Here is a 13,576-nt window from a genome sequence, read left to right on the forward strand (position 1 = left end):
GGCTCCGTCGAAGTCCGACCGTAATGAAAGCGCTGAACCCATCGCAAACCTCCTGTTTGCGCCATCGATTCAGATTCGTCCGGCTTTGGGAACCCCAAGAGTCAGCATCAGTGACAACTGGTATTACTCGTCGAGGTCAATGAAATGCGGTTCTTTTTCCATGTCGAAGCTGACCAGATAAACGAGCGGGACTCTGAGGGTGTCGAATTCGAGTCTCTTGACGACGCAAGACGCGAAGCCCGCCGCGCAGCTAGGAAGTGGTCGCCGAGACGGTGAATCATGCCATCAACATGAGCGCCTGCAGACGTGCCTTGAGCCGTTGGCGCAACTTTCTGTCACCTGGTGGAACACGGATATAACAGCGAGAGCAATCAGCGTCGTATTCGAAGACCGAGCGGACAAGGGCGCCGCGCTGAAACCTCTACCCGCACCCGGGTTCGAGACCACAGCGCTATCCGTGTTCACTTTCAATTAACGGGGAACTTACCACGTCCCGCGACCTGCGGAACCGGAAACCTTCTCTCCCGTTCGAGGAGGGTTGATTGGAGGCGACCTATGCAAACCTGGTTCTGGACTGCAGTGTTGGCACAGCTTATTGCGGGAGCGTACCTCATCAGGACCGCTTTGCCGACGTTCCCCAAGGTTGAGGCATCCCCAGAGCAGCGCTCAAGGTTTCCACAATCTGCGCCGCACCTGGATCAAGCAGAGAATAAAGGACCCGCTGCGCATCCCGTCGTGTTGTAACAACCTCGCAGTCCCGCAGGATTCGCAGATGCTGGGAGGTCGGGGACTGTGCAAGGCCGACGGATTCCGCGAGAGTTCCTACATCGAGATCATGTCTCCTCAGCAGGGAGACGATTTGAAAGCGAACAGGATTGCTCAGCGCATGAAGGAGCCGCGCGGCCTTTGCCACATCAAACCCAATGCCAGGGATTGCGTTCACGTGCCATGCCCGATCAAACTATCTAGGCCAGCAAAGGCTAGCTCATCCCCTGGTACGGCCTTAGTCCTGAGACGTATAATCTGCCCGGAGGCCCAGGAGCGCGCGCCCTCCTCGATGCCGAAGTCCTCCTCGTACGTTTCCCCACGTTCAATGACGCGCACGATCCAGCGGCCGTCGCGTACAATGATCTCCACACTGTTGCGGCTCATGTATTCTCCCCGATGGAATGGAACCCCTGCCACACGAAAGCAAATCATTTTGGTGAAAATTCTATCATCTTTGGCTAGGCTAAGCCGGTCCAAACTTTAGTATATGAAATATTACTAACTTTGCTCACAACGAGTGCGCTTAAGGGCAGATACCCCGCCAGCACGCATTTCAACTACGTGCAAATACCATCTTTATAATACCGAATATCTCCGTAATGGTTCACCAGGTGAATCGCGAGGCGGCGCGATAACCTAATCTGGTGGTCAGTCCACACCCCTCGTGGACTGACCACCATTGCCTCGTATCGGGACTTTTTTTCTTGGATTTTGACCAATTGTCACCCCATTGCTTTGCGTGATGCTCTTCATCAGCTTCACCCATATATTGCCATGGGCATTCCCAGTCGCAGAAGCGTCCTAAATCTGACCGCCCTAGGGTCGCGTTGTCAAAACTCACTCCATTCCGCTTTCAGAGCTGCATTTCCATGCGCCCTGAACTTCTGGGTTGGCCGCAGCGGGGAAGTTTCTCCACTGAGGGAACGGGCGTCGTACGCGATGACCTGATCCGATCGTCGAAGCGGAACTGCTCCAGGAGTGCAAAAAGAGCTTTGGCTTCTTCAGCCAGCCCGTGGCTAGCCGCCGTCTGCTCCTCCACCATGGCTGCGTTCTTCTGGGTCCCCTGATCGACGAGATTGATGGCGCGATTTATGTCACCCAGCGCTGTCGACTGTTCGCGGGCCGACTCTATGATCGCCCCGATGTCCTTGTTGATTTCCTGAACGTTACCCGCAATCTGCTGGAGAGCCTCGCCAGCCTTGCTGACCAGAGTCACGCCACTCGCAACCTGCGCGCCGGAAGCTGTGATCAGTGTCTTGATCTCCTTCGCTGCCGATGCCGATCGCTGGGCAAGTTCTCGCACCTCCTGTGCAACGACGGCAAACCCCTTTCCGGCCTCACCCGCTCTCGCTGCTTCGACGCCTGCGTTGAGGGCGAGGAGATTTGTCTGAAAGGCGATTTCATCGATGACACCGATGATGTTGGAAATCTCGCTAGAGGACTGGTTGATCTTGTCCATTGCGACAATGGCTTCGCTGACGATCTTGCCCGAATGATCCGCGTGATCTTTTGCGCGACCGACAAGCTGGCCGGAGTTCTCGGCACGGCGGCTGGAATCTTTTACTGTGGTCGTGATCTCTTCGAGAGCCGCAGCCGTCTCTTAGACTGATGAAGCCTGTTGCTCCGTGCGCTTCGCCAGATCGTCAGCGGCTGTGCGGATCTCGTGCGCTCCAGCAGAGATGGTCTCAGCATTGGTCATAACGGTCTTCATTGCTGCGCGCAACTTCGTTGATGCCGCATTGAAGTCGCGCCGCAATCTTTCCAGCGAGTTTATGAAGGATGTTTAGATTGTCTGCGAGAGATCGCCATCCGCAAGGCTCGTCAATGCAGAGGCAAGCCGCTCGACATTCTCGACGCGTTCGGTGACGTCGGTCGCAAACTTGACGACTTTGATGACCCTGCCCTTGAAGTCGAAAACCGGGTTGTACGAAGCCTGTATGAAGACGCTCCGTGCCCCTTTTCCGATCCTCTTGAATTCACCCGCCAGCAGTTCCCCGGAATTGAGCTTGCGCCACATTTCGGTATATTCCGGGCTGGCCGAAAAGGATGCATCCACGAACATGCTGTGATGCTTGCCGACGATCTCCGATGACTATCCGAGAGCATTGAGGAAATTCTCGTTGGCAGACAACACTGTTCCATCGGTCTTGAACTCGATCATGGCCTGCGCACGGGATATCGCCTCGATCTTGGCACCGGTGTCGATTCCATGCATCTTGGTCTGGGTGATATCGTTCGCGAACTTCACGATCTTGAGGACTTTCCCAGAACGGTTCTTGATCGGGTTGTAGTTCCCCCGGATGAAGATTTCCGCTCCGCCTTTCGCCAGGCGAGTGAACTCGCTGCACAGGAATTCGCCGCGCCTCAGCTTGCTCCAGAATGCTGCGTAGTCCTGCGAAACGTCGTATTCACTATCGAGAAACATCCGGTGATGCTTCCCACGCAACTCGGTTTCCGAATAGCCCATCAAGTCGCAGAAATTCTTATTAGCCTTCAGTATGTTGCCGTCGAGGTCGAATTCGATGACCGCGAAGGAAAGATCCAGTGCGTCCAGAACGGTAGTGGCAGCGGAACTCAGGAAGCTAGCCATGGTAATTGGATCCGATCGGTTGCGATTTTCTCGATCGTGACCGACTTCTGTTAATATTTTAGTGAAATCAGATGATGAGGCAGTCAGTAGATATACTTAGGCTTGTCTACCCCGCGCCATGTCGCCGATAGTCTTCTGCCGCAGATTCAGTTCGACGCACAACTTCTTGCTCACCTTAATTAGCAGTCGCTCAAGAGAATTCATTAACCATGTCGATGCGCAGGATGTGTGTGAGCAAATCATGAGGGACCAATGGGCGCGTCGAACACTGATCACATTGAAGACAGACTGGATTTCGTCGGGCTGGACACCGATGCGCGAGCCGCACTCAGGGACACCCAGGGTCTGATTGCCGACGCAGTCGGAGGCGCACTTGAGGTTTTCTACGGCAAGGCGACGCGGCATCCTGTAACCTCGAAGTTCTTTTCCAATTCTCAGCATGTCGATCACGCGAAGTCTCGCCAGGCCTCGCATTGGAAGTCCATCGCGACCGGCCAGTTCGGAAACGAATATGTCGAGGCTGTCACTACGGTCGGACGCACCCATGCACGCCTTGGCCTGGAGCCTCGCTGGTATATTGGCGGCTACGCCCTGATTCTCGACGGGATCGTCAAGGCGCTCATTTCATCCGAACTTGAAGGCCTCCTCCATAGAAAGCAGGCCACCGCTCTCAAACGCAAGATGAGCGCCGTCATGAAGGCCGCCCTGATCGACATGGATTTCGGCATTTCTGTTTACCTAGAGGTGCTAGCCGCCCAGCGCGACAAGGCCGAGGCTGACCGCAAAGCAGGGGAGGAGCGGCAGCAGCATGCTCTTGCCGCGCTCTCCGCCGCTCTGTCACGCCTTGCACAAGGAGATCTGACGGCGCGGATCGATCAGGAGCTGTCCCAGGAGTTCGGCACTCTGAAGGCAGACCTGAACACCTCCGTCGAGGCGCTGGCACAAGCGATGGGCAGGATTGAAGCCTCCGTCGACCGCGTCCGTTCCGAGACCTCGGCGATATCAGGTGCAGCCGACGACATCGCGCGCCGTACCGAACAGCAGGCTTCGGCTCTGGAACAGAGCGCCGCGGCAATCGAGCAGATCAGCACGATCTCGGAACGGTCCGCCGTCCGGACACGCGAGGTAGAGCAGATGGTGCGGGACACGACCGCCGAGGCAACGAAGTCCGAGGCCGTGGTTCAGGATGCCGTCGCGGCCATGAACCATATCGAAGCCTCGTCCCAGAAGATGACCGACATCATCGAAGTGATTGACGACATCGCCTTCCAGACGAACCTGCTCGCCCTCAACGCCGGCGTCGAGGCAGCACGTGCGGGCGACCAGGGTAAGGGTTTTGCCGTCGTCGCCCAGGAAGTGCGCGAGCTCGCGCAGCGGTCCGCCGCAGCCGCTAAGGAGATCAAGGAACTCATCGACAGGTCCGGGCACGAAGTCCGGAAGGGGGTCGAACTCGTCGGAAAAACAGGTGAAGCCCTTGTGACCATCGGCAGCAAGGTCTCCCAGATCGACCAGAACGTAGGGGCGATCGCCCAGTCAGCACGAGAGCAGGCTTCGGGGATAGGCGAGATCAACTCGGCAGTGCGGGCAATGGACCATATCACCCAGCAGAATGCCGCCCTCATGGAAGAGACGAACGCTTCCTGCAGAGGGCTTGTCGAAGTGGGCGATGAGCTCGCCCGCCTCGTCGGCGAATTCCAGACTGGCAGCAGGGCTCACTATGGCAGGCGACAGATACGGATGACCGCGTAGCGCGCGTCCTATCTCCGAAGGTGTCGTCACTCCTTGGTCAGGAGCGCCGTGTTCTTCGCAGGCTTTCCGTCGTTACCGATGCCGGCGGCCGAGATCCGCGCTTTGCCTTCTCCCTGCATCGTCATCGTGCCCTTCCAGCCGTTGTTGTCGGCGAGGCTCACGGAACTGCCCTTCGCGGATCCCGTTGCTTTCGGACGCGGGAAGCCGTTGTTCGTCCAGTAGGCAACTTTGCCATTGGCGATCTTCACGGTGGTTCGTCCGCCGGCGCTGCTTATGCCCGACCACGTTCCATCCCATGACTGGGCTTTCGAGGAGGTCTGCTTCGTAGCGGTCTGGGCCTGCGCCGAAGTAAGTGGGAGTGACAGAATTCCGATGGCGACAGTGGCGGCGACGATGATGCGGTTCATTCAGGATCCCTCATGTTGAAGATGCTCGTCTTCGTAGCCTATGTTCCATATTTGGTAATCCCCCGGATGGGTGAGCAGGGACGAAGTTTGTCGTCAATCTGCCAGAACATCTCCCCGGTGGCTGATGACGAAGCACGTGCTGCGAGGAGGATTACCCGGTTGCTTTGCTCCTTCCGTCGATCATCAGCCTCCATTTTTGAAAGAGCTAGAACATCCGGGCCTTCTCGGCATTCGCCGCGACAGCAGGTCAGTGATCGATAACGCACGGTTCAACACGATTGGTGAACTTATCCAAATACTTCTTCAGGACCCTGTCGCGTTTCTCCGCCACGCACTGCGCCAGACTTGATCGAAAACACAGGTCGGAACCGTCTCTGCAGTCCATAAAAACGAAATCCGATCTCCCTCGTGCCGTCGAAGAGCGCCATCGTCTCCGTAACGCTGACGCGCGCTGCCCTGCGTGGCCGAACTAGCACGGACGGATCCCGATGAAGCCCATGCTACCCTGGCACCTGATCAGTCTCATGACGTCAAGGTCGGGCCGTTGAGTTGGCTGCATGGCGCGGTTCGATCCTCTGCGGGGAACATCAACGTTGTTGAGAGATTTCAGGGGCTCAACTACGAGCATTGCGGAAGGCTAACGTCAGCGCTCCGCAAGAAAACGACAAGGGAGTGAGCGTTGCGCACAAGGTTCGGAGTTTGCTAGTTCAATGGTGGGAGCCTGATCCATACGCACTGGCACTTTCGGGAATTGGCTTCCTCATCGCGCTCGTTGCCTGGTTACCCCTCGCGCTGCGACGGCTTCCGCTGTCACTGCCCATCGTGTGTCTGTGCATAGGTGGACCAATCTATGCCGTCCCATTCCTCGAATTAGATCCGTCGCCAAGAACCTATCCCTACGCGACCGAACGGCTGACGGAGTTCGTCGTCATCGTAGCCCTGATGGGGGCAGGACTGAAGATTTACAGACGTTTTTCCTTTAGGGGATGGGCCGTGACATGGCGGCTACTCCTGATCACCATGCCACTGAGTATCCTGGCCATCACGTTCATTGGTACAAGTCTATTGGGTTTCAGTGCCCTCGGGGCGCTTCTTCTGGCTGCCAGTATTGTCCCGACCGATCCTGTTCTTGCAGCCGATATACAGGTCGCTGGCCCGCAGGAGGGAGGAGAAGACACAGTGCGATTCGCATTGACGTCCGAGGCAGGTCTCAATGATGGCCTGGCATTCCCCTTTGTTCATCTCGCCATTGTTCTTAGTCTCGCTGCGGCCACCGACCAGTCATGGTTCATGCAATGGCTGACCCTCCACGTGTTCTGGGAAATCATCGCGGGGATCGTGTGCGGATGGGTTGTCGGAAAGGTTTTCGGATGGGTGACCTTCAAGATGCCCGGGGATACGCTCGCGAAAACGGGTGATGGTCTGGTGGCAATCGCCGCCACCTTCGTCTCCTACGGAGTATCTGAGATACTCCACTGCTATGGCTTCTTCGCCGTTTTTGTAACTGCCCTTACCTTGCGCAACACGCACCGAGATCATGATTTCCAGCGAGACATGCACGATATTACAGAGCAGATCGAACGCATCACGATGATGCTTCTGCTGCTGGCCTTCGGCGGCGCTATCGTAAATGGACTGCTGTCGGGAGTGGGTTGGACCGACATCCTCGCCGTCGTGCTGATCCTGCTGGTCGTGAGGCCCTTCACCGCCCTACTGGGACTCATTGGCGGCCAGGCGACAGCGGGGGAGAAAGTCACCATCGCATTTTTCGGCATTCGGGGTGTCGGATCCTTCTACTACCTCGCCTATGGCATCAATCACGGGAACTTTCAGGATATAGATCGGCTATGGGTCATACTCTCACTGGTCGTGTTGGTCTCCATCCTCACGCACGGGCTTACAGTCACTCCCGCGATGAGATGGCTTGATTGCGAACATGGACGTGATGTTGAGTGACATTGCGCTCCAAGCAGAACGAGCATGTCGACCTCTGGATTGACCTGCCTCCCGATGAAGACGACGGAGCGTCGAACGCGAAATCAAACTCGTCGGCTCGGCTCTACTATAGGTCCCGGCGTCTTCAGGCTCCACGCTGGCGAAAAACAAACCCAAGGCTCCAGTAACCGACTTGACCATTCCTCTTCAAAGCTTAGATCACCCGGATGGATCAGCCGCGAAGGATTGGTGAGGCGCCTGCCTCGAAGTTGGCGGACCTGCAAGATAAAGCTCCGCCGGATAGAGCAACGGCGACAGTTGATCGCTGCGCAGGCAGACATCCCTGAGCTATCATCTTTTTCCGATCTTATCAGGCGCGGTAACCGGACCGTGCTGTGAACTCCTGGAAAAGTGAAGTTGTGGCCGCTGCGCCCGCACGGATGTTAACCGGGGCTTTGGGTCCCCGCCCCGAAGCGCAAAATAAGCTCACATCCTCCATGACCATTACATTCCGCCTTCTTGCGCCCCGAAAGGCTGGCATGTACTTATCGTGACCGCGCCACTCTTTCCCGAGGAGAAGTTCGATGCGGCTGAGACTTTCTCAACGGCTTCTTCTTTTGATCCTTGCTGCGACGATCCCGATGATGGTGGCCTTTGCATACATTCTGTTCTCATTGAAGGTGGCGCGGGAGCAGGAAGCAGCGGATCAGGTTTTTCGAAATGGCCAACTCGCATCGCTCGAAATACAACGCATCGTCAGCGGGTTTGAAAACGTCCTGATGACGCTATCGTCCGCCCCCGCGGTTCGCAACTTCGACCCAGTCGAATGCGCATCCTTGCTCCGCTCCACCAGCAAGCGCCTGCCCGGTGTTGCGACAATAGGCGTGATCGATAAGGAAGGCATCGTCCGCTGCCGCCAAGATAGTCAAGGACTTGGTCTGTCGTTGCGCGACCGACCGTATTTTCAGGAAGCTCTGGCATCCGACCATTTAGCAATTTCGACCTACATAAAGAGCCGGGTCACTGGAAAGGCAGCCTTGCCTCTTGCTCTGCGTCTAACTGACGACACGGGAGCCACGCTCGGTGTTGTCGGCCTGTCAATCGATCTCGATTGGCTGCAGCAGCGCGTCGCAGAGCGAAGCTATTCGCCAGGTTCATCGATAACACTGGCGGACAGAGAAGGAACGATCATAACGCGTTATCCGCTCCCGGAGCGTTTTGTAGGGACATCGATACCTCGGGAATATATTCATCTGGTGAACGAACCAACTCCAGGAACACTTGAAGTCGCGAGCCAGGACGGTACAAGAAGAATTCTTGCGTATTTTCCTCTCGTTTCCGCGCCTGTTGGCCTCTACTTGAGCACTGGCGTCTCTATTGAAGAGATCTATGGTCCGGTTCGCATGGCGACGGCGGTGGCTGTAGCGGCCGCGGTCGTCGCGATCCTCGCGAGCCTCTTCTTCTCGTGGCAGACGAGCCGACGCGCAATTGCCGGTCCGATGCGCAGGATCACGTCTACGCTCGGCCATTGGCACGAAGGCCGGCTTAGCGAACGCACAGGCATGGAGACTACGGACGAGTTCGGTGAAATTGGTTTCGCAATCGACCGCTTCATGGATGAACTCGAAGCTTCGCGGAGGGAGCAGGAACTGCTTGCCGGAGAGCTTGGCCATCGCGTCAAGAACATCCTTGCCGCCGTTCAATCAGTTGCAAGGCAGACGCTGGGTCGAGGGGGTATGGATCCTGGAGCGCTCGATTCCTTTTATGCCCGCCTGACCGCGATGGGAAATGCTTTTGATCTGCTGACGGCCGACTCGTGGCACTCGGCAGACCTGCGCGAGATCGTCGTGAAAGCAACGCAGCCGTTTGACAGGGACAGCTCCTCCAGGTTCGTTATAGAAGGCCAATCTTATTTGCTGAAATCAAAAGAGGCCCTTGCCTTCAGCATGGCGATCCATGAGCTATGCACAAACGCCTCTAAGTACGGGGCGCTGTCTTCACAGGATGGTATCGTAACCATCCGTTGGAGCAGAACGAATGGCGAAGGGTTGATCTTCTTCTGGGAAGAATCAGGAGGACCTCCTGCGACGCCTCCGACGACGAGCGGGTTCGGTACCAGAATGATTGAGCGTGTCCTTGCGGTTCAGGTCGGAGCCACGATCACCACCAGCTACTCAAAAAGCGGTTTCAAATGTGAAATTGTTGTCGAGCGGCTAAAACAGGCAGCGTAACTCAAACCGGAATGTAAGCGTATTACAGCGTAAGCTGAACCTGAGCGGCCGATGATACAATTTCTTCAAGGCGCGGGAAGAGGGGACAAAGTGGACCCCTACTTCTCCCGCCATATTTCGGAAGCCACGATGGCATCCAGCCCGAGTTCAGACCCGTTTTGGCTGTTGGCTAAGCCATGGATCTCGACGATTCCTGATAAGGCTTTACCGAGGTTAACCGTTGCAAGAATCTCACCCACGTGATCGGCGATATGGATGGCGTTTATCGTGAACGCTTTGCCGCTGCGGATATGGTCGGCAAGTACTTCCCGGAAGCCGAGGAGAGCTTCCGACGCCGCGAGTTCCAAATCGGTCAGTTCGAGATCTTCGGCCGCGACACGTTGCTCGTGATCTTCAATTATAAGTTGATACTTCAAGGGCCCTCGCTCTACAGGCCCGCGATGGAGCCACCGTCACCTTGCCGAAAGCCTGTCTCGCCAGCGTTGAGATGGATCAAAGATTCAGCTTAGTCCCCTACCGTACCCGGCTTCACCCCTTTGGCCCATGCTGATCTGACATTCTGTTCCAGACGTAGCCCCTCAAAACCGCTCCTCGGCCGAATGGAGGGTCCCTGTTTACCCCCTTATTGCAGGAATCCTTCGTTCGTACTCCTCTGGAACTTGTTTTGAATATTCCCATTTCACCAGCCAAAGTAAGGAAGGTCGTGACATGAGTGGGATCGTTTATCGTAACCTTCTTCTGGCGCATCTCGGTGAAGAGGACCGCCGACTTCTTGAACCCTTTGAGCCCATGGACGTTGATCTTCGCTTCAGCATCGAGAAGGCAGGCAAGCCGATCACGCATGTCCATTTCCCCGAAAGTGCGGTGGCTTCCGTAGTTTTGCAGTCAGGCTCGTTCAACCTTGCCGTAGAAATGGGCGTTACCGGGCTAGAGGGCATGACGGGCCTACCGCTCCTCTATGGTGACGATCGATCCGCCATGGAAACCTTCATCCAGATTCCCGGCCGCATGTCGCGTATCACGGCCAAGCGGTTTGTCGCCGCGATCGAGAGCAGCAGCACGCTCAAGGCCTTCTTCCCACGCTACGCGCGCACCGTTCACGATCAGGTCGCCAGCACCGCCACAGCCAATGCCGCAGGCGCCATCGAGCTGCGCCTGGCGCGGTGGCTGCTGATGTGCCAGGACCGTGTGGGAAAAGAACACATCCACCTCTCCCATAATTTTCTGGCGATCATGCTGGGCATCCGCCGGGCCAGTGTCACAGATGCGATTAGCCGGCTTGAGGGGCGACACCTGATCCGGTTACTGCGCATGGATTTTGAGATCCTTGATCGCGCACGTCTGCAGTCTCTCTTTCGGGGGCGCTACGGCAACACAGAACGGGGATACGAACGCATCATGGGTTTCTCTTTGTCAACCTCCCAACCGCAACTGTCAAAGCCATGGCCGGGATGAGGGGAACCGCGTAAGGGGAAGCCCGCTCTAGCGTCGCCCCACGCTTGAGACTAATGGTAGCCTGGGGCTTTTTGTCTGAGAAAAGGAATGCAATGACCGAAATTAGCAAGCATCTCCTGTTGCTGACTGAAGACGACGCTATCCTTATGCTGGACGCGGAGGAAACTCTGACCGGGGCCGGATTCGATGTTGTAACAGCTGTCAATGGCACTGCTGCCCTGGCAATTATCAATGAGGATGCCGGTCGGTTTTGTGGCGTCATCACCGACATCCGTCTTGGCAAAGGCCCGAGCGGCTGGGATGTGGGGCATCGGGTGCGCGAGCTGGTCCCGGCTATGCCTGTTATCTACATGACCGCCGACAGTGCGGCTGAATGGTCCGCGCATGGTGTGCCGAACAGCGTCCTGATCCACAAGCCATTTGTACCGGCTCAGCTGATCACCGCGGTGACGACGTTGCTCAACCAGGTCGCTATAGCTTTCCCACCGCCCCCGACGGCTAACAATTGAATGGCTTGTCATCGTTTCCAAGGCGGGATGAACCTTGGATCTTGGTAGTCAGAAAGGCATTCCCGGCTGGGCAGGCACTGAAATCGGATTGCGCCGACAGTGTTTACGACATCTCGATGAGCTGATTTCATCCATAATTGGCAAATTCGAGGATCTCATTCCGCCGATTTGGCTCTAAATCAGATTGAAAGGGGTCCGCGCGGACTTTTTCAACAGTATCGGCCCAAACCGGTCTTCGTCGTCGAGCGTTTCACCGTTAGCGGAAATCCAGGAAAAGGCTCAGTCGGACAAGGCAAAGGACAACAACACATCCAAAGTTCCGAGTTCCGTCTTGCTGAGGATACATGCATGAGGTCCTGACTGCCGGCCATGGAACTGTTGCTAAGGATCGATCCACGCGATATCTTTAGTCATGCGCGGCAGAATTCCTTCCGATGTCTTCCTGAAGCCCGGTGATCTGGCTCTGCTGGAGCGTGTCTTTGCGCAAGTGATACCGGAACACGATACACACCCAGATGAACTAGCAATGCTGCTCGTGCGGTTATTCCAGGATGGTATCTGCGATGAGCACGAGTTGCTCGCCGCGGCAGAGAAGTGGTTCCGATAGCCTCATCAATGGGAAGGACCACGGCGATGATCGTGTGTCGCCTCTGCCGGGATACTAAGTGGGTCTGCGAAGGCCACCCGGCGAAGCTTGGTATCGGCACTCATAGCTGCCCGTGCGGCAAGCCGGCAATGCCTTGTCCTCACTGCGCCGCGGAGGACGGCTGTGACCAGTGGCCTCCACTAGATGAGAATTTGTCTGCGCCCCAACGTGAGCGATGATAACGCGACCGCCAAATGCTACGCTAAGCTCCGGCGCTTGCGCTTTAAGAGCGCTTCCAGCTCGTCACCGCTGATGATTTGATCGGGAACCCCACAGTGCACGAACACTTCAATCGCCGGCAGCTCGGCCATGTTCTTCCTGCAGTAGTCTAGTGCCTTTGACAGCGAGTTAAAGGTCTGGTTCTCAAGAGCGTCAGACCAGCAATGCACGGTGGCGGGGAATTGCGGGTGTCGTGAGGTTCGGTCGGTCATACTCTGGGTCTTCTCCGCGTATCGTTCTGGTGCGAATTTTTGGCGTAAATTACCATATGATGGGAGTGACCGTGGCGATTACCTGTGAAAGTGGTTCCCGTATTCATTAGGTGAAGAATAAAGTTTTAACGGCTAGTCTTTGCACTTACCTCGGGGCAATTTCTCCGGTCCGCAACACTGCGCCGATACGCCAGAAGACAGAATGGTGCGTCTGCCCGCGCTATTGTTTCGGAGGCTCTGCCTGCCCATATAGCTGCTATCGGCATTGCTGATGAGCGCTGAACCATTCAGTGCTCGCAATTGCCGCCGCCGCTTCACACCTTTGACCACGGATGTAGTGGCCTCGGGCTTCGAAGCGGCGATGACGAGAGCCGGTGCAGTGTTGCGCGCTCTTTTCATTCTACAACCGAAAGTCTCTCATGAAAAAGACAGATGCTGCGGCCCAGATTAAGCGCGCCGAACGACAGGTTGAGCACACAAGTGGCGGGGGCCACCTTGGCGGCACCCTTCATGGTCAAGGCAATGATGCAAAGACTACCGGCGGCGGCGGCAAGTCGAGCCGCACCACCAAAAAGTGACCCGCAAGCTATCAAGCTTTCGCTAAGCCGTTAGTCGCTAGAACTTAATCCAGCCCGTCGCCACAAGCGGCGGGTTTTTTCTCAGGCGCATCTTGGGCGATGGGACTCGGAACAGCGAATGAAGCCGACAAGATCGACGGTTTTAGAGCGGTTCCCTGTCTGACTGAATCGAATGGCTTTGCAAATCGCTCGCGTTCTGATTCAAGCTATCTGCCGATGGAGGTCGGCAGATATGTCGAAAGCCCTTTCCGTTGATCTTCGCATACGCGTGCTTGCC

At 56.4% G+C, this 13,576-nt stretch carries 13 protein-coding genes and 1 pseudogene; 8 read left to right on the plus strand and 6 right to left on the minus strand.

Annotation, left to right across the window (positions count from 1 at the left end; all coding sequences use genetic code 11):
- Both KX729_RS32515 and KX729_RS34760 read left to right on the plus strand, forming a co-directional pair.
- Positions 1-181 (plus strand): hypothetical protein (locus tag KX729_RS32515; RefSeq protein WP_219746577.1); only part of this gene is annotated, 181 nt, incomplete at its 5' end.
- A complete protein-coding gene (locus KX729_RS34760) occupies positions 145-276 on the plus strand; it encodes a DUF6894 family protein (RefSeq protein ID WP_376776118.1) in 132 nt (43 codons plus the stop codon). The genes KX729_RS32515 and KX729_RS34760, both read left to right, overlap by 37 nt.
- Before the next feature lie 337 nt (positions 277-613).
- Here KX729_RS34760 and KX729_RS32520 read toward each other — a convergent pair whose 3' ends face one another.
- The 3 genes and pseudogenes from KX729_RS32520 to KX729_RS34890 all read right to left on the minus strand — a co-directional run bounded on the left by KX729_RS32520 (position 614) and on the right by KX729_RS34890 (position 3,358).
- Entirely contained in the window at positions 614-943 is a 330-nt protein-coding gene (locus tag KX729_RS32520) for an ArsR/SmtB family transcription factor (protein ID WP_312993394.1), read from the minus strand.
- Positions 940-1,152 carry a hypothetical protein gene (locus tag KX729_RS32525; protein ID WP_219746578.1) on the minus strand — a complete coding sequence of 71 codons (213 nt, stop codon included), beginning with the start codon at positions 1,150-1,152 and terminating at the stop codon, positions 940-942. Before KX729_RS32525 ends, KX729_RS32520 begins: the two co-directional genes overlap by 4 nt.
- 446 nt (positions 1,153-1,598) lie before the next feature.
- Positions 1,599-3,358, minus strand: a pseudogene (locus KX729_RS34890) (methyl-accepting chemotaxis protein).
- A 252-nt stretch (positions 3,359-3,610) separates the two neighbouring features.
- Here KX729_RS34890 and KX729_RS32535 point away from each other — a divergent pair.
- Positions 3,611-5,107 (plus strand): globin-coupled sensor protein, encoded by a 1,497-nt coding sequence (locus KX729_RS32535; protein WP_219746579.1) that lies wholly within the window; start codon positions 3,611-3,613, stop codon positions 5,105-5,107.
- A 26-nt stretch (positions 5,108-5,133) separates the two neighbouring features.
- Here the strand turns inward: KX729_RS32535 and KX729_RS32540 are convergent, their stop codons facing one another.
- The gene (locus KX729_RS32540; protein WP_219746580.1) at positions 5,134-5,514 is read right to left on the minus strand and encodes a hypothetical protein; all 381 of its coding nucleotides are present in this window, start codon (positions 5,512-5,514) and stop codon (positions 5,134-5,136) included.
- A gap of 672 nt (positions 5,515-6,186) precedes the next feature.
- Between KX729_RS32540 and KX729_RS32545 the strand changes: the two genes are divergently transcribed.
- A complete protein-coding gene (locus tag KX729_RS32545) occupies positions 6,187-7,470 on the plus strand; it encodes a cation:proton antiporter (RefSeq protein WP_312993405.1) in 1,284 nt (427 codons plus the stop codon).
- A gap of 563 nt (positions 7,471-8,033) precedes the next feature.
- Positions 8,034-9,680, plus strand: coding sequence for a sensor histidine kinase (locus tag KX729_RS32550; RefSeq protein ID WP_219746581.1), 1,647 nt, complete (start codon positions 8,034-8,036; stop codon positions 9,678-9,680).
- Between the two features lie 98 nt (positions 9,681-9,778).
- Here KX729_RS32550 and KX729_RS32555 read toward each other — a convergent pair whose 3' ends face one another.
- A complete protein-coding gene (locus tag KX729_RS32555) occupies positions 9,779-10,096 on the minus strand; it encodes a DUF6894 family protein (protein ID WP_219746582.1) in 318 nt (105 codons plus the stop codon).
- 292 nt (positions 10,097-10,388) lie between these two features.
- Between KX729_RS32555 and KX729_RS32560 the strand changes: the two genes are divergently transcribed.
- On the plus strand, positions 10,389-11,135 hold the full coding sequence (locus KX729_RS32560; protein ID WP_219746583.1) for a Crp/Fnr family transcriptional regulator: 747 nt from the start codon (positions 10,389-10,391) through the stop codon (positions 11,133-11,135).
- A 92-nt stretch (positions 11,136-11,227) separates the two neighbouring features.
- Positions 11,228-11,644, plus strand: a complete 417-nt coding sequence (locus KX729_RS32565; RefSeq protein WP_219746584.1) for a response regulator — start codon at positions 11,228-11,230, stop codon at positions 11,642-11,644.
- An 843-nt stretch (positions 11,645-12,487) separates the two neighbouring features.
- Here KX729_RS32565 and KX729_RS32570 read toward each other — a convergent pair.
- Positions 12,488-12,721 carry a hypothetical protein gene (locus KX729_RS32570; RefSeq protein WP_219746585.1) on the minus strand — a complete coding sequence of 78 codons (234 nt, stop codon included), beginning with the start codon at positions 12,719-12,721 and terminating at the stop codon, positions 12,488-12,490.
- A gap of 419 nt (positions 12,722-13,140) precedes the next feature.
- Between KX729_RS32570 and KX729_RS32575 the strand changes: the two genes are divergently transcribed.
- Entirely contained in the window at positions 13,141-13,299 is a 159-nt protein-coding gene (locus KX729_RS32575) for a hypothetical protein (RefSeq protein ID WP_219746586.1), read from the plus strand.
- Positions 13,300-13,576 lie beyond the last annotated feature (277 nt).

The sequence above is a fragment of the Neorhizobium populisoli genome (assembly GCF_019430945.1).
In the GTDB taxonomy this organism is placed as follows: Bacteria; Pseudomonadota; Alphaproteobacteria; order Rhizobiales; family Rhizobiaceae; genus Neorhizobium; species Neorhizobium populisoli.